This is a genomic window from Ramlibacter algicola (assembly GCF_016641735.1).
GTDB lineage: Bacteria > Pseudomonadota > Gammaproteobacteria > Burkholderiales > Burkholderiaceae_C > Ramlibacter > Ramlibacter algicola.
Window position 1 is genome coordinate 2,402,606 of sequence record NZ_JAEDAO010000001.1, and the last position, 13,942, is coordinate 2,416,547.

At 71.4% G+C, this 13,942-nt stretch carries 18 protein-coding genes; 9 read left to right on the forward strand and 9 right to left on the reverse strand.

What is annotated here, in order from left to right; translation table 11 throughout:
• The first annotated feature begins 66 nt into the window (after window positions 1-66).
• The gene (locus I8E28_RS11705) at window positions 67-2,112 is read left to right on the forward strand and encodes a hybrid sensor histidine kinase/response regulator (RefSeq protein WP_200788236.1); all 2,046 of its coding nucleotides are present in this window, start codon (window positions 67-69) and stop codon (window positions 2,110-2,112) included.
• 20 nt (window positions 2,113-2,132) lie between these two features.
• On the opposite strand, the gene I8E28_RS11710 is transcribed toward I8E28_RS11705, so the two are convergent.
• Entirely contained in the window at window positions 2,133-2,363 is a 231-nt protein-coding gene (locus tag I8E28_RS11710) for a hypothetical protein (RefSeq protein WP_200788237.1), read from the reverse strand.
• A 231-nt stretch (window positions 2,364-2,594) separates the two neighbouring features.
• Here I8E28_RS11710 and I8E28_RS11715 point away from each other — a divergent pair, with 231 nt between their 5' ends.
• From I8E28_RS11715 to I8E28_RS11725, 3 genes are all read left to right on the forward strand, one after another.
• Entirely contained in the window at window positions 2,595-2,774 is a 180-nt protein-coding gene (locus I8E28_RS11715) for a DUF3606 domain-containing protein (protein WP_200788238.1), read from the forward strand.
• A gap of 109 nt (window positions 2,775-2,883) precedes the next feature.
• Window positions 2,884-3,162 (forward strand): hypothetical protein, encoded by a 279-nt coding sequence (locus I8E28_RS11720; RefSeq protein WP_200788239.1) that lies wholly within the window; start codon window positions 2,884-2,886, stop codon window positions 3,160-3,162.
• 67 nt (window positions 3,163-3,229) lie between these two features.
• Window positions 3,230-5,479 carry a DUF3482 domain-containing protein gene (locus I8E28_RS11725; RefSeq protein ID WP_200788240.1) on the forward strand — a complete coding sequence of 750 codons (2,250 nt, stop codon included), beginning with the start codon at window positions 3,230-3,232 and terminating at the stop codon, window positions 5,477-5,479.
• A gap of 6 nt (window positions 5,480-5,485) precedes the next feature.
• Here I8E28_RS11725 and I8E28_RS11730 read toward each other — a convergent pair whose 3' ends face one another.
• The 5 genes from I8E28_RS11730 to I8E28_RS11750 form a co-directional block, all read right to left on the reverse strand.
• Window positions 5,486-5,671: a CsbD family protein gene (locus I8E28_RS11730; RefSeq protein WP_200788241.1), complete on the reverse strand. Its 186-nt coding sequence runs from the start codon at window positions 5,669-5,671 to the stop codon at window positions 5,486-5,488.
• Between the two features lie 121 nt (window positions 5,672-5,792).
• On the reverse strand, window positions 5,793-8,060 hold the full coding sequence (locus tag I8E28_RS11735) for an ATP-dependent DNA helicase (RefSeq protein ID WP_200788242.1): 2,268 nt from the start codon (window positions 8,058-8,060) through the stop codon (window positions 5,793-5,795).
• A gap of 42 nt (window positions 8,061-8,102) precedes the next feature.
• On the reverse strand, window positions 8,103-8,345 hold the full coding sequence (locus I8E28_RS11740; protein ID WP_200788243.1) for a DUF6139 family protein: 243 nt from the start codon (window positions 8,343-8,345) through the stop codon (window positions 8,103-8,105).
• Window positions 8,346-8,359: 14 nt separating this feature from the next.
• A complete protein-coding gene (locus I8E28_RS11745; protein WP_200788244.1) occupies window positions 8,360-8,530 on the reverse strand; it encodes a hypothetical protein in 171 nt (56 codons plus the stop codon).
• Window positions 8,531-8,635: 105 nt separating this feature from the next.
• Complete coding sequence (locus I8E28_RS11750; RefSeq protein ID WP_200788245.1) at window positions 8,636-9,073, reverse strand: hypothetical protein; 438 nt, start codon at window positions 9,071-9,073, stop codon at window positions 8,636-8,638.
• Window positions 9,074-9,178: 105 nt separating this feature from the next.
• Between I8E28_RS11750 and I8E28_RS11755 the strand changes: the two genes are divergently transcribed.
• Complete coding sequence (locus I8E28_RS11755) at window positions 9,179-9,403, forward strand: hypothetical protein (protein WP_200788246.1); 225 nt, start codon at window positions 9,179-9,181, stop codon at window positions 9,401-9,403.
• Here I8E28_RS11755 and I8E28_RS11760 read toward each other — a convergent pair.
• On the reverse strand, window positions 9,391-9,624 hold the full coding sequence (locus tag I8E28_RS11760; RefSeq protein WP_200788247.1) for a hypothetical protein: 234 nt from the start codon (window positions 9,622-9,624) through the stop codon (window positions 9,391-9,393). The genes I8E28_RS11755 and I8E28_RS11760 overlap by 13 nt on opposite strands.
• A gap of 132 nt (window positions 9,625-9,756) precedes the next feature.
• Here I8E28_RS11760 and I8E28_RS11765 point away from each other — a divergent pair, with 132 nt between their 5' ends.
• Window positions 9,757-10,578: an exodeoxyribonuclease III gene (locus I8E28_RS11765; protein ID WP_200788248.1), complete on the forward strand. Its 822-nt coding sequence runs from the start codon at window positions 9,757-9,759 to the stop codon at window positions 10,576-10,578.
• Window positions 10,575-10,949 (forward strand): hypothetical protein, encoded by a 375-nt coding sequence (locus I8E28_RS11770; protein ID WP_200788249.1) that lies wholly within the window; start codon window positions 10,575-10,577, stop codon window positions 10,947-10,949. The genes I8E28_RS11765 and I8E28_RS11770 overlap by 4 nt, the downstream gene beginning before the upstream one ends.
• A gap of 281 nt (window positions 10,950-11,230) precedes the next feature.
• On the opposite strand, the gene I8E28_RS11775 is transcribed toward I8E28_RS11770, so the two are convergent.
• Window positions 11,231-12,121 (reverse strand): MBL fold metallo-hydrolase, encoded by an 891-nt coding sequence (locus I8E28_RS11775; RefSeq protein WP_200788250.1) that lies wholly within the window; start codon window positions 12,119-12,121, stop codon window positions 11,231-11,233.
• A gap of 126 nt (window positions 12,122-12,247) precedes the next feature.
• Here I8E28_RS11775 and I8E28_RS11780 point away from each other — a divergent pair, with 126 nt between their 5' ends.
• Window positions 12,248-12,985 carry a glutathione S-transferase gene (locus tag I8E28_RS11780; RefSeq protein ID WP_200788251.1) on the forward strand — a complete coding sequence of 246 codons (738 nt, stop codon included), beginning with the start codon at window positions 12,248-12,250 and terminating at the stop codon, window positions 12,983-12,985.
• A gap of 10 nt (window positions 12,986-12,995) precedes the next feature.
• On the opposite strand, the gene I8E28_RS11785 is transcribed toward I8E28_RS11780, so the two are convergent.
• The gene (locus tag I8E28_RS11785) at window positions 12,996-13,541 is read right to left on the reverse strand and encodes a DUF924 family protein (RefSeq protein WP_200788252.1); all 546 of its coding nucleotides are present in this window, start codon (window positions 13,539-13,541) and stop codon (window positions 12,996-12,998) included.
• Between the two features lie 75 nt (window positions 13,542-13,616).
• Between I8E28_RS11785 and I8E28_RS11790 the strand changes: the two genes are divergently transcribed.
• A complete protein-coding gene (locus I8E28_RS11790) occupies window positions 13,617-13,904 on the forward strand; it encodes a hypothetical protein (RefSeq protein WP_200788253.1) in 288 nt (95 codons plus the stop codon).
• Window positions 13,905-13,942: the final 38 nt, after the last annotated feature.

Sequence of the window (13,942 nt, forward strand, 5' to 3'; positions counted from 1 at the left end):
TTTCCTCTGCAAAGTTGCTGCTGAGCCAAGCCTGATGAGCTTCTTGCGGTGGCATGATCGCGGCCCATGTCCGAACCCGACATCCAGCCCGACACCGGGCTGCGAGCGGTCCCCGCAGCGTATGGGGATGTCTCCACCTCCCACTCCACCTCCTTTGTCTGGGCCACCGATGGGCACGGCCAGGTGCACCGTCCCGTCCCGTCCTGGGGCGAGTTCACCGGCCAGGCGTACGACGAGTACGCCGGCAACGGCTGGCTCGACGCGGTGCATCCCGACGACCGCGCGCGCGTGGCGCGCGACTGGCAGGCCTGCGTGCGCGCGGGGCACTCCATCGAGCTCGCCTACCGGCTGCGCCGCCACGACGGCCAGTACCGCCAGATCCGTGCCCACGGCGCCGCGATGATCGCGGACGGCCAGGTCTGCGAGTGGTTCGGCGTCTGCGTCGACATCACGGCCAGCCTGCAGGGCGCCGTCGCGCTGCGCCAGAGCGAGGAGCGTTTCCGCTTCCTGGACCGCCTCGGGCAGGCCACGCGCACGCTCACCGACGCCACCGAAGTGATGCAGGCCACCGCGCGCCTGCTCGGGGAGTACCTCGGCGCGACGCGCTGCGCCTACGCCGACGTCGAAGCCGACGGCAACACCTTCACCATCCGCAGCGACTGGTCCGCCCCCGGCGTGCCCAGCAGCGTGGGCGTGTACAGCCTCGACCTGTTCGGCCCGCACGCGGCCGCCGGGCTGCGCCGCGGCGAGCAGGTCGTGGTGTGCGACGTCGACGACCTCGGCGAAGACGGCGGCGCGCGCATGTTCAAGTCGATCGGCATCCGCGCCGTGATGTGCACCGGCCTCGTGAAGGACGGGCGGCTCGCGGCCATGATGGCCGTGCACCAGGCGACGCCGCGCGCGTGGACCGCTCGCGAGGCCGCGCTGGTGCAGGACGTCGTCGACCGCTGCTGGGCTCACATCGAGCGCGTGCGCGACAACGCCATGCTGCGCGAGCAGGACCGCCGCAAGGACGAGTTCCTCGCCACGCTCGCGCACGAACTGCGCAACCCGCTGGCGCCGATCAAGTACGCGGTGTCGATGATGCGGCTCGCGCCCGAGCCGGCGTCGAACCAGCGCGCCCAGGCCGTCATCGACCGCCAGGTGAGCCAGATGTCGCGCCTGATCGACGACCTGCTGGACCTGTCGCGCATCAACCTGGGCCTGATCAACCTGCAGCGCGAGCCGGTGCGCCTGCGCACGCTGGTCGAGCGCGCGGTGGAGACCGTGCGCCCGGCCATCCAGAGCGCGCGGCACGAATTGAGCGTGCGCTGCCCCGACGACAAGCTGCTGCTCAACGCGGACCCGGCGCGCATCATCCAGGTGATCGGCAACCTGCTGAACAACGCGGCCAAGTACACGCCCGACGGCGGCCGCATCGAGGTCTGCGCCGAGGAGCGCGACGGTGTCGCCCGCATCGTCGTGCGCGACAACGGCATCGGCATCCCCCTCGACCAGCAGGCCAAGCTGTTCCAGATGTTCAGCCAGCTCGACCACGGTGCCGCGCGCGGCAAGGGCGGGTTGGGGGTCGGCCTCGCGCTGGTGCAGCGCATCGTGCAGATGCACGGCGGGCGCGTGCACGTTCGCAGCGACGGCCAGGACGAAGGCACCACGGTGGCCGTCGAACTGCCGCTGCCGGAGCAGGCGGCGCCTTCCGAGCGCGCCGACGTCGTCCTCGACGGCGAGAGCGTGCCGTCCGGGCGGCGCGTGCTGGTGGTGGAGGACAACCGCGACGGCCTGGAAACACTGCTGGCGCTGCTCGACATGCTGGGCTACGAAGTCGCGGGGGCGGCGGATGGCCGCGAGGCGATCGAGCGCGCGCGTGAATTCCAGCCGCACGTCGTCCTGCTGGACCTGGGGCTTCCTGTCATGGATGGCCTCCAGGTGGCGCGGGCGCTGCGCCAGGACGATGCGCTGTCGGACGTCTACATCGCCGCGCTGACGGGGTGGGGCGCCGAGTCGGACCGCCGGCGCACGGCCGAGGCCGGATTCGATGCGCACTTGACCAAGCCGGTCGAACTGGCTTCGCTGGAAGAGGTGCTCGCGCGCTCCGCCGCGCGCGCGCAGCCCTAGCGTTCGCCTCGGGCGCAGCCCTACCGTTCGCGGCGCGGGGCCGGCGGGCGCGTCTCGCGCTCGCGGTCGGCCGCGGGCGCCACGCGCGGCACCTGGGCTTGCCGCCGCACCATCTCGACGTAGGCGCTGCCGGCCCCCTGGCCGCTGCGGCGCGGCGGCGCCGGCACGGGCTTGGAGCCGTCGGCGCGCGGGCGGGCACTGCGCGCGCTGCGCTTCACCGGCTTCTTGCTGCGTGCCTTCTGCGCTGCCATGGTCGTCGCCTTGCGGCCAGCATACGGAGTGCCGCTGGGGCGGCTGTAGGACGCCTTTGCGAGGCCGCCCCCAGCGGCGACCTGCGCAGGCGCGCCGCCGCCCACGCGCCACGCCCGCGCTTCCTACAGCGCACCGTGCCCGCGTCGCACCCGGATGTGCTGCCTGCACCGATGGCCCCGGCATGGCTCGCCGCCTACCGTGGCAGCACCCCCGTCAAGGAGTGCCCGACGATGTCCGAAGACAAGGGCCGGTCCGCCGGCGAAGAGATCCAGGTCAGCCTGGACCACGAGTGGGAGAAGCGCAACTGGATGCAGTGGCTCGGCTGCACGGAGCAGGAGTTGCAGCACGCGGTCGAGTCGATCGGACCGGATCCCGACAACGTTCGCCGCTTCCTTCGCCAGGCCCGCTGAGCTCTACGTTGCGCGATACGGCGTGAACGGTGTCACACCGTTGCGAGCCTTCGCGAAATTTGCACGCTTGTTGCACATGGCTGCGCGGCCGCTGCCTAGCATGGCCTCCATGCGCTACACCCGTGAAGAGTACGCGAACATGCAGGCGGTCCAGCGTCGCGTGGCCCGCGCCGAGGCGGATTACGCCCGCTTCCGGGCCGCCTACCTGGAGATCGCCCAGAACGAGCCCGACCACGAGGTCGCGCTGGCGATGATCGGCGCCGACATGAACCGCGCGCACGCCTACCTGCAGGCCCTCATCGGCCTGCCGCCGACACCTTTCGAGAAGCAGCCCAGCGTCGTGGTGTTGCGCGAAGCTCGGCGGCTCGCGGAAGAGAAGAACCGCTAGCGCTTGGCGGCCGCGAGGCGCGCACCCACCGCAACCAGCCCGGCCGCGCCATTCCTAGAATGGCCGCTTGCCCGCACCTGAACCTTTCCCCGACCGACTCCTCCTGCCCGAAGCCGAAGCGCGGCGGGTGCTCTTCGTCCAGGCGCTGGAAGGCGTCGATACGCAAGGCCGCCTGCTGGGCGGCGAGGAGCGCGAGCGCATCGAGCGCGAGGCGCTGGCGGCCAGCGGCGATCCGGCGCGGGGGCAGCGCGTCGACGTGCGCGCCTGGCTGCTCGCGCGGTCGGCCTCGATCGTCGAGCTGCTGCGGCATCGGCAACCACGCCTGGCCGCGCTCGCCGATCCACCCGCCTGGCACGCGTGGGCCGGCTGGCTGCTGCCGCTGCTGGCGCTGGTCGCGGGCGGGGTGATCGACCGGATCGACAACCCCAAGCAGGTCAACCTGCTGTCGCCGCCGCTGCTCGCCTTCCTGTTGTGGAACGTGGCGGTGTACGTCGCCATCGTCGTGTTCGCGGTGTGGCCGCGCAAGAGGAACGCCGCACCGCGCGCCTGGTCGGGCTGGTTCGATCGCCCCTGGGGCGGCGTGCGCGGCGACGTCGCGAAGGCATTCGGGGTCCGCTGGTGGCGCGTCGCCGGCGCGCTGGAAGGCCAGCGCTGGCGGCGCATCCTGCACACCGGCGCGGCCGCGTGGGGCCTCGGCGTCGCGATCTCGCTGGTGCTGGGCGGCCTCGTGCGCGAGTACCGCGTCGGCTGGGAGAGCACGCTGCTCGACCTGCCGCAGGTGCACGCGCTGCTCTCCGCGCTGTTCGCGCCGGTGGTGGCGCTGCTGCCGATCGAGCCCTTCTCGCAGGCCGAGCTCGCCCGCCTGCACTTCGGCAGCGGTGCCGACGTCGGCCGGCTGGAAGCGCGCCGCTGGGTCGGCCTCTATCTCGCGCTGATCGCCATCGTCGTTGTCCTGCCGCGCGCCTTGCTGGCCGCGTGGGCCGCGTGGCGCCAGCATCGCCTGTCGCGTGCGCTCGTGCTGGACCTGCGCGATCCAGGCCTGGCGGCGGTGCTCTCTCGCGTGCATCCGGTGCGGTTGCGGGTGCTGCTCACGATCGCCGATGGCGTCGACTCGCAGCCCGCCTGGACCGTCCTGCGGCAGGCCGGCGACACCACCGCGCCGATGTCGGTCGAAGTGCCCTGGACGGTGCTGTCGACGCCACGCGGCGATGCCATGGTCGTCGTGCGCACGCCGTCGGTCGCAGGCACGCCCGAGACCGGCCGCTGGTGGCAGCGGTTCATGGGCGGGGGTGACGTGGCAGGACCCGATCCCCACGCGCCCGACGTCGTGATCGCTGTCGCCCCCGATGCGAGCGCGGCACCGGCGATCGATGCACCGCTGCTGGTGCTCGCGACGCGGCCGGGCCATGCAGCGGGCGCGCTGCCGGGAGGACCCCGGCGCGCGCTGCTGCCGCTGGAGGCGCTGCCCACATGGCGCTCGGACGAGCGCCTGCGCGAAGTGTTGCAGCGGTTGTTGCCCGCGCACCAGCAGGCAGGCCTGGCCCGCCTGTGGGACCGGTGGCGCGAGCATGCGTTGCAACGGTTGTCGCGCTGCTGCGGGTTGCTGGCCGACGACCTGCTTGCGCACGCGCGCGATGCGCAGCCGCTGGACGTGCAGCCGCTGGGCGTGCGGCAGCTGGTCGTGGCCAGCGAGCGCGAGGCGGCGCAGGAATTGCGGCGGACCGCGATGCGCGAACTGGCGTTGCGCGTCCAGTCGCGCAGCGATGCGTGGATGGCGCGCATCGCGATGCTCCACGGCGTGAAGGCGCCAGTGGCGGCCGCGCCCGACGTGGCGCGCACCGACGGCTTCCAGGTGCGGCAGGCGGTGGACGCGCCGCAGGCCGGGCTCGCCGGCGTTGCGAGCGGCGCCGCCATGGGCGCGACGGTCGACCTGATGACGGGGGGCCTGACGCTGGGCGCCGCGAGCGCGCTCGGCGCACTGGTTGGTGGTGGCGCCGCCCTGGTCGCAGCGGCGTGGAAGAACCGCGCGGGCGAGGCCGTCTCGCTCGTGCTGCTGGACGACGGGCAGTTGCTGGCGTTGACGCAGGCCGCTCTGGCCGGCTACGTGCACGTGGCGCACGCGGGGCGCGCGCCGTCACGCTCCGCGGACGACGTGCTGGTGGCCGTCAAGCTCGCCGTGGACGCGCGCGCAGCAGCGCTGCGCGACGCGTTCAGTGCCGCGCGAAGCGTGCAGGGGGATGTGGGCGACACCGCCGCGCGGCTCGCCCATGAACTGCAGGCGGCCGCGCTCGACGCGCTGGACCGCCTGCATGCTTGAGCCCGCTCAGGGCTTGCGGACGATCTTGTCCGCAGCGTCCTTGACGTCGCCGACCTTCTTCTGCAGCTTGCCTTCCTGCTCCTCGGCATGGCCGCGCAGTTCCTGGTCCTTGTCACCAGTGGCGCGGCCCACGTGCTGCTTCACCTCGCCGGTCGCTTGCTTCAGCTTGCCCTTGACCTGGTCCTTGTCCATGGAAATCACTCCTGTGTGGATGTCGATGGCGGCAGCGTAGGGCGGCCGCCACCGTAGCGCGGCAGGTGCAGGCCGACGCTGGACGTGGGGCAGGGGAGACACAGCGGTTTCGCGGCGCGCGCTACCCGCGTGCGCCGTGCTGGACCTGCCACCAAGCCGGCAGCAAGGCGCGGACCTCGGGGCGGCCGAAGCGGTCGTCGATCAGCACCACGGTGCCCCGGTCCTCGCGAGTGCGGATCACGCGGCCCGCGGCCTGCACGACCTTGCGCAGGCCCGGGTACAGGTACGTGTAGTCCCAGCCGGCACCGAACGCGTCCTGCATGCGCCGGCGCATCTCCTCGTTCACCGCGTTCACCTGCGGCAGGCCCAGCGTCGCGATGAAAGCGCCGACGAGCCGGTCGCCCGGCAGGTCGATGCCTTCGCCGAAGCTGCCGCCCAGCACCGCGAATCCCAGCGTGCGGCCGCCCGGCACGAAGCTGTCGAGGAAGGCACGCCGCTGCGCCTCGGGCATGGAGGGTGACTGCTCGAGCACCGGCAACTGCGGATGCCGCTCGCGCACGAGGGCGGCGACGCGCTGCAGGTAGTCGAAACTGCTGAAGAACGCGAGCCAGTTGCCCGGCTGCGCGGCGTAGTGCTGCGCCACCAGGTCGGCGATCGGCACCAGCGATCGCTCGCGATCCGCCCAGCGTGTCGAGATGCTGCGCACCACCTGCACCTGCAGCTGCTCCGCGCGGAACGGGGACGCGACGTCGATCCACACCGTGTCGTCCGGCAGGCCGAGCGTGTCGCGGTAGAACCCGGACGGCGCCAGCGTCGCCGAGAACAGCACCGTTGCATGCGCGGCCTCGAAGCGCGGACCCAGGAAAGGCGCGGGAATCAGGTTGCGGATGCAGGGCCGCGCCTGCGGTCCGCGCGGGCCTTCCTCCACCGTGACGTCGAAGATCGAATGCGGGCCGAAGGCTTCGGCGAGCCGCAGGATCGCCAGCACCTCGAAGTGGAACTGCTGCAGCGCACCGGGCGGTTCGTGCGGCGCTTCGTCGAAGTGGTCCGAGATCGCGGCCGACGCCTTCTGCAGCGCATGCATCCATTCGCCGGGCGTCTCGTCCAGCACCACATAGCGCTCGCCGGTCGCCGGCAGCAGGTCGGACCAGGCGCGCCGCAAGCGATCGAGCGCACGGCGCACGGGCGGCGAAGCCGTCGACCGGGCGGCCCGTAGCGCACCCAGCCCGAGCTCGGCCGAATACATCTGGCGTCCGCGCTCCAGCAGGTTGTGCGCCTCGTCGACCAGCAGCGCGACGCGCCAGCCTTCCTCGCGCGCCATCGCATGCAGCATCGCGTTGGCGTCGAACACGTAGTTGTAGTCGCCGACCACCACGTCGGCCCAGCGCGCGAGTTCCTGCGACAGGTAGTAGGGGCACACCGAAGCCTGCAGCGCCACCTCGCGCAGCGATTCGCGGTCGAGGCGGGCATGCGCGATCGCCGCGGCGCGCGCCTGCGGCAGGCGGTCGTAGAAGCCCTTGGCGAGCGGGCACGACTCGCCGTGGCACGCCTTGTCCGGGTGCTCGCAGGCCTTGTCGCGCGCCGTGAGTTCCACCACGCGCAGCTGCGGCGCGGATGGCGCGGCGCCGATGGTGTGCAGGGCGTCGAGGGCGAGCTGCCGGCCCGGCGTCTTCGCCGCGAGGAAGAACACCTTGTCGATCTGCTGGCCCGGGCAGGCCTTCAGGACGGGGAAGAGCGTGCCGACGGTCTTGCCGATGCCGGTCGGCGCCTGCGCCATCAGGCAGCGCCGCTGCACGGCGGCCTTGTACGCGGCTTCCGCCAGGTCACGCTGGCCCTCGCGGAATTCCGCATGCGGGAACGCCATCGCGCCCAGCGCCGCATCGCGGCCTGTCCGATGCGCCTCTTCCTGCATCGCCCAGGCGAGGAAGCGGCGGCACTGGTCCTCGAAGAACGCGCGCAGGTCGTCGCGCGTGTGCACGACCTCGAGCACCGTCTCCTTCTGCCGTGCGACGTCGAAGTAAACCAGCGCCACGACCACTTGCTGCAGCCCGCGCGCTTCGCACAGCAGGGCGCCATAGACCTTGGCCTGGGCCCAATGCAGGTGGCGGTGGTTGGCGGGCTGGCGCGCCAGGTCGCCGCGGAAGGTCTTGATCTCCTCCAGCCGATTGCGGCCGGGGTCGTAGCCATCGGCGCGGCCGCGCACGCGCAGGCCTTCGAACTCGCCGGTGAGGGCGATCTCGCGCTCGTAGCCCGGCGCGCGCGACGACGTCACCAGCGCGTGGCCGGCGATGCCTTCCTGGGCGGTGGGCGAGGGGGTGAACCGCAGGTCCAGGTCACCGGCCTTGGCGGTGAACTCGCACAGGGCGCGGACGGCCACGGTGAACTGCATGGCCGCGATGGTAGCCGCGCGGCCATGCAGGCTCCCGGCGGGTCAGCCGCCCTCGACCTGGTGGTACACGCTGGTGATCGCGTACCCCTTCTCGCGGATCTGCTCCATGGCGTGGTCGATGCCCATCCCCTGCAGCGCGCGGTCGGCGGTATCGACGTCGTCACCCTGCTTGACCAGGCGCCAGTCGACGTTGTCGGCTTCCTGCGGGATCGGCTGGCCCGCGGGCACCAGCATGTACGAGAGCTTGTGCTCGGGTTCCGGGCGCTTGTACACGTCGAATTTCATCGCTTGCTCCATGTTCAACCGCCCTGGTGGGGCCGCTTGCCCGGGTTCTTCTTGTTGCGAGTGGCGGTGCCGCGCTCCAGGCTGACCTTCTGGCCGTTGGACTTGCGCGGGGGAGTGTAGGTCGGGCTCGCCTTCGGCGTGGGGGTGCGCTGGCGGTCGGCCTCGGTGACGATCTGCTTGCCCATGGGGGTGCGCTCCTTGTCGTTGTGTTGCCCCATTGCACCGCGCGTCGCGCGTGCCCGGCGTAGGCGCTCTCGCGCAATGGCTGTCAGCGGCGCTTGCCAGTGCGGCTACGGGCACACGACGGCCAGGCCGCTGGGGACGCAGGCGGTGCCGGCCGGCGAGACGACGTTCGGGCCGACGCGCGGCAGGTGCCGGCCACTGCTGTCCCAGCAGCCGCCGATGTCGCAGTGCGTGATGACCGCAGGCGGCGTGTACACGGGTGGCGGCGTCTCCGCCAGCTTGGGGCGTGGCCCGCTCTCGATCACGGGCGGCGGCACCACGATGGGTGCCTGCGCGGTGGGCGAGGGTCGGCGTGCGTCCCCACTGCCGCCGAGGCACGCCTGGGTCGCGGCCCGGCGCAACGCTTCGACGTCGGCACGGCCCTCGCTGCGCGCGGACTGCAACGCCTGCAGGCCGGCACCGCAGGCGTCCGATTTCAGCGGATCGCCCTGCGCGTGGAGGCTGCCCATGGAGAGCAGGCCCAGCAGCAGGAGGATGCGACGCATGCCGGTGAGAGCTCGGCCGCGCGGCGAAGTTCTGCCGCGATGTCCTACCGTGGGCTGCAAGAGCGCCTGACTGCGCCGGCGGAGCGGGCCGCCGAGACTGCAGCCATGGCCGAACCCGACGAGACCTTCGAGCGCCTGCGCCGCGATGCGGACACGACCCGCTCCGTCCCCGCGAAGCCCGACCATGGCGAGAGCAGTGCGAGCACGATCATCGAAGCCCCGCTGAAGCGGCGCGACCCGCTCGATCCGCACGACTTTCCCGATGGCGGCGGCAGCGGCGGCGCCGAGGCGTTCCGCCGCGGGACGCGTCACCCCGCTCAGGGCGAATAGCGCTTGTCCTGGTCCTTCACGAACCCGGCCTGGTTCTCGTCCTGGCCGGGCCGCGCTTCGCCCTGGTCGTCGGCGCGCCCACGGCCGGGCACCGGCTCGTTGGCCTCGGGCTCCATGCGCCCATCCGTGGTGTCGACCACGCCCTTGTTGCGCGCGGCCTCGCCGAGCACGTCGTCCTGTGCGGCCGGCGCGCCGCGGTCGTCCTTGTCGTTCGTCGCCATGGCATCTCCTGGAGGTTCCAGCCCACTCTAGGCGCGCCACCGCGCCGGCAGGGTAGGACCGCGCCCGCGATGCGCGGCGGTCGGCGCGGTCCTACGGATGCGCATCGTGCGCGGCGGGATCATCGGTGCCGGATGCGGATCGCCACCTTCAACGTCAACGGCATCAAGACGCGCCTGCCCAACCTGCTCGAGTGGCTCGAGCGCGAGCAGCCCGACGTCGCCTGCCTGCAGGAGCTGAAGGCGCTGGATACCGCTTTCCCGAAGGCCGAGCTGCTCGAGGCCGGCTACCACGCGCTGTGGAAGGGCCAGCGGTCGTGGAATGGCGTCGCGATCCTGTCGCGCTCGCCGGCGATCGAGGTCCGGCGCGAGTTGCCTGGCGACCCGGGCGACGACCACAGCCGCTACCTCGAAGCCGCGGTCGACGGCGTGCTCATCGCCTGCCTGTACTTGCCCAACGGCAACCCGCAGCCCGGCCCCAAGTTCGACTACAAGCTCGCGTGGTTCGAACGGCTCATCCAGCACGCCGAAAGCCTCGTCAACGGCGAGCATCCGGTCGTGCTGGCGGGCGACTTCAACGTCGTGCCGACCGACTTCGACATCTACAACCCGCGCTCGTGGAAGAAGGACGCGTTGCTGCAGCCGGAGAGCCGCGAGTGCTACGAACGGCTGCTCGCGCAGGGCTGGACCGACTCGCTCCGCCACCTGTTTCCCGACGAGCCCGTCTTCACGTTCTGGGACTATTTCCGCCAGCATTGGGAACGCAATGCCGGCCTGCGAATCGATCACCTGTTGCTGCATCCGTCGCTCGCGCCGCGCCTGAAGGCCGCCGGCGTGGACACCTGGGTGCGGGGGCAGCCGCATGCGAGCGACCACGCGCCCACGTGGATCGAGCTCGCGGACGCGCCGGCGGCGAAGGCTGCCGCGCGCAAGACGACAAGGAGAAAGAAGCCATGAGCACCGTGCTTGCCGCCTTCGACAAACGCTTCGCCGCCGACCAGGCGCTCGAGCACATCGCCGGGACCGGCGTGCCCCGTGCCGACCTGCACGTCGAACACGACCTGGAGCGCCTCAAGCGGGTGAGCACGAGCCGCAAGCTGGGCAACGACTCGGTGCTCGGCTCCGCCGGCCGCATGTTCGCGGACCTGGTGCAGACCAACGTCGATTACCACCACGTCGACCTCGTCACCGAAGCCCTCGAGCGCGGCGCCAGCGTGCTCGTCGTGCGGCTCGCCGACGCCACCCAAACCGATCGCGTGGTCGGGCTGGTGAAGAAACTCGGCGCGTACGACGTGGTCACGCGTGCAGCTGCGGACATGCCGAACTGATGCTTTTGTCATTCCGGCGAAAGCCGCGCGCACTTCGTCATTCCGGCGAAAGCCGGAATCCATCGCTGCACAAGGGCCACTGGCTCCGGGCTCGCGCGGAGGTGCACTCCGTTGTGCGAATGTCCTCCGCGTGAGCCGCTTCGCGGCGCGCTCCCAGCCACGGTGCGAGCACGAGCATGGATTCGGGCTTTCGCCGGAATGACAGTGGGCGTTCGCCGGAATGACAGTGATGGACTCGGAATGAAAGTGACGGGCGTTCGCCGGAATGACAACGGTGCGAGCTAGGAAAACGCCGGCCGCATCCCCCGCACCTGCGCGATCGGCGTCCCCATCGCATGCCCCGTGAGCCTCTCGAACTCGATCGGGTCGTGCCCGCAGCACAGCTGGACCTGCGCACCGTGGTGGTGGCGCAGTTCGCGCAGGCGGCGCTGGTTGGCGAGGCGCTGCTTGCGGTCCTTCTCCATCATGGCCTGGTACATGCGAAGACCCGGCGTGCACCACGGCTGCTCGATGTCCATCTCGCGGTGGAAGAAGTAGGCGTCGCCGGCCTGCAATAGCCATTTGCCGTCGTCCTTGCGCACGGCCACGCCGGCGTGCCCGTGCGTGTGGCCGGGTAGCGGCACCAGCAGGATGTCGTCGGGGAGGCCGCGCAGGTTGCGCACGGCGTTGAAGCCGAACCAGCTGTCACCGCCGGCCTCGCCGTACACCTGCCACTGCGGGCGTGTTTCGCGCCACTGCTGCGGGCGGAAGCGCTGGCGATCGAGCCAGGTCTTCTGCAGCAGCGCGTAGTCACGCTCGACGCGCGTCATGTGCACGGACGCGTGCGGAAAGTCGTCCAGCCCGCCGGCATGGTCGAAGTCCAGGTGCGTCAGCACGATGTGCCGCACGTCGCTGCGCTTGAAGCCCAGTTGCTCCACTTGCCGCGCCGCCGTCATCTCGTCGCGGAACTCGGGCTTGAGCAGTGCGAGGAAGAACGCGGAGAGACGCGTGCGCGGCGACGCGCAATCGCGCAGGCCCAGGCCGGTGTCCACCAGCACCAGGCCGTCGTTCGTCTCCAGCAGCAGGCAGTGGCAGCACAGGTGCGCGCGGGTCAGCACGCCTGGCGTGCGCGAATCCATGAGATGGCCGCCGGCGGGACAGGTCGAGATGCAGTTGAGGTGGTGGACGCGCATGCGTGCACTGTCCGGTACCCGGCGACGGCAGCGTGTCGTCGCGTCGCGCGTGTCCGCATCGCCGCCGTCCGGCGCCGAGCACGGCGCACAATGCGGACCCTTTCGAACCGAACACCAAGACGCACGATGTACCAGTTGCACTACTGGCCCGGGATCCAGGGCCGCGGCGAATTCGTCCGGCTGGCGCTCGAAGCGTCGGGCACGCCGTACCTCGACGTCGCGCGTGGGCCGCAGGAAGAGGGCCAGGGCCTGCCGGCCATGATGGCCGTGTTCGACAGCCCCGACATCGCGCGGCCGCCGTTCGCGTGTCCGTTCCTCGTCGACGGCCGCCGCGTGATCGGCCAGACCGCGGCGATCCTGCACTACCTCGGCCCGCGCATCGGCCTCGTCCCCGCCGGCGAGACCGACCGGCTGTGGGTGCACCAGGTGCAGCTGACGATCGCGGACCTGGTGGCCGAGGCGCACGACGTGCACCATCCCGTCGGCAGCAGCCTGTACTACGAGGAGCAGAAGGACGAAGCGCTGCGCCGCGCCGAGGACTTCCGCAAGAACCGGATCCCGAAGTTCTTCGGCTGGTTCGAGACGCTGCTGGAACGCAACCCGCCGAACAACGGCGCGGTGGTGCCGCACCTGGTCGGCGCGCGCCTGAGCTACGCGGACCTGTCGCTGTACCAGGTGGTCGACGGCTTGCTGTATGCGCTGCCGAAGGCGACCCGCCGTGCGCTGAAGAAGACGCCGTTCCTGGCCGCACTGCACGAGCGCATCCCGACGCACAGGCGCGTGGCGGCGTACCTGGCGAGCGAGCGGCGGCTGCCGTTCAACGAGGAAGGCATCTTCCGGCACTACCCGGAGCTGGATGGCTGAGCGCTGGCGCTCAGCCCGCGAAACCGCCTTCGTCCAGGAAGGCTTGCTCCGCCGGCGTGGTGCGCCGCCCCAGCACCGCGTTGCGATGCGGGAAGCGGCCGAAGCGCTGGATGATCTCGTGGTGGATGCGCGCGAACTTCGGTGCTTCCTCGCCGAGGCCGCGCGTGAGCTGCAGCGCCAGCTCCTGGTCCGGCAGCCATTCCGAATGCATGAATGGCAGGCAGAAGAAGTTGCGCAGCGGCCCGGCCACCTGCTGCTTGAACCCGCGCCGGATCGCCTGCTGGGCCACGACCCGCGCGAGCGGGTCGGTCGCATACGAGCGCGCGCTGCCGCGGAACGCGTTCCGGGGCACCTGGTCGAGCAGCAGGACCAGCCCCAGCGCCCCCTCGGCCGATCGAGCCCACGCGCCGAGTTCGCCGCGTGCGGCGCGTTCGTGCAGCGCCAGGAAGCGATCGCGGCAGTCGGCGTCGAAGGCGTCGTCCTTGCGGAACCACTTCTTCGGGCCGGCGTCGGTCCAGAAGCGCAGCAGGTCGTCGGGGGAGGGCAGGGGCGTCATCGTGGTGCCGGCCTACACCGCAAGCGGCGCGGCGCGGCCTAGAGTGGCTGCATTGCAGCACAGGAGGCACGCAGCATGAGCGGCACCAGCATCGGCCGGGGGCCAGCCCACGGCGGCAACGAGAACCACGACGGCGACCCGACGCACAAGACCATGGGCGAAAGCGAACCGAACGACGAGGCGCCTGCGGGTGCCGAGGACCTGGTGGACGCGGCGGCGCCCGACATGCCCGCGGGCGTGAAGGGCGGGCGCAGCAAGCCGGGCATCGCCAAGGGGCCGCAGAGCTTTCCCGACGGCCCGAACGTCGAGACGAGTCCGCACGAACTCGAAGCGGCGCGCGGCCACCTGCCCAAAGAGAAATGAAACGTTTCGGGTGACCTTGGCCTGGAGCGGTCATCGGT

Coding starts and splice junctions, on each gene's coding strand:
- I8E28_RS11730 (WP_200788241.1), bottom strand. CDS start 5,671: ATGGACAAGGACCAGGTCAAGGGCAAGCTGAAGCAAGCGACCGGCGAG.
- I8E28_RS11720 (WP_200788239.1), top strand. CDS start 2,884: ATGCGCTACACCCGTGAAGAGTACGCGAACATGCAGGCGGTCCAGCGT.
- I8E28_RS11790 (WP_200788253.1), top strand. CDS start 13,617: ATGAGCGGCACCAGCATCGGCCGGGGGCCAGCCCACGGCGGCAACGAG.
- I8E28_RS11740 (WP_200788243.1), bottom strand. CDS start 8,345: ATGAAATTCGACGTGTACAAGCGCCCGGAACCCGAGCACAAGCTCTCG.
- I8E28_RS11785 (WP_200788252.1), bottom strand. CDS start 13,541: ATGACGCCCCTGCCCTCCCCCGACGACCTGCTGCGCTTCTGGACCGAC.
- I8E28_RS11755 (WP_200788246.1), top strand. CDS start 9,179: ATGGCCGAACCCGACGAGACCTTCGAGCGCCTGCGCCGCGATGCGGAC.
- I8E28_RS11715 (WP_200788238.1), top strand. CDS start 2,595: ATGTCCGAAGACAAGGGCCGGTCCGCCGGCGAAGAGATCCAGGTCAGC.
- I8E28_RS11765 (WP_200788248.1), top strand. CDS start 9,757: ATGCGGATCGCCACCTTCAACGTCAACGGCATCAAGACGCGCCTGCCC.
- I8E28_RS11780 (WP_200788251.1), top strand. CDS start 12,248: ATGTACCAGTTGCACTACTGGCCCGGGATCCAGGGCCGCGGCGAATTC.
- I8E28_RS11760 (WP_200788247.1), bottom strand. CDS start 9,624: ATGGCGACGAACGACAAGGACGACCGCGGCGCGCCGGCCGCACAGGAC.
- I8E28_RS11750 (WP_200788245.1), bottom strand. CDS start 9,073: ATGCGTCGCATCCTCCTGCTGCTGGGCCTGCTCTCCATGGGCAGCCTC.
- I8E28_RS11735 (WP_200788242.1), bottom strand. CDS start 8,060: ATGCAGTTCACCGTGGCCGTCCGCGCCCTGTGCGAGTTCACCGCCAAG.
- I8E28_RS11710 (WP_200788237.1), bottom strand. CDS start 2,363: ATGGCAGCGCAGAAGGCACGCAGCAAGAAGCCGGTGAAGCGCAGCGCG.
- I8E28_RS11775 (WP_200788250.1), bottom strand. CDS start 12,121: ATGCGCGTCCACCACCTCAACTGCATCTCGACCTGTCCCGCCGGCGGC.
- I8E28_RS11745 (WP_200788244.1), bottom strand. CDS start 8,530: ATGGGCAAGCAGATCGTCACCGAGGCCGACCGCCAGCGCACCCCCACG.
- I8E28_RS11770 (WP_200788249.1), top strand. CDS start 10,575: ATGAGCACCGTGCTTGCCGCCTTCGACAAACGCTTCGCCGCCGACCAG.
- I8E28_RS11705 (WP_200788236.1), top strand. CDS start 67: ATGTCCGAACCCGACATCCAGCCCGACACCGGGCTGCGAGCGGTCCCC.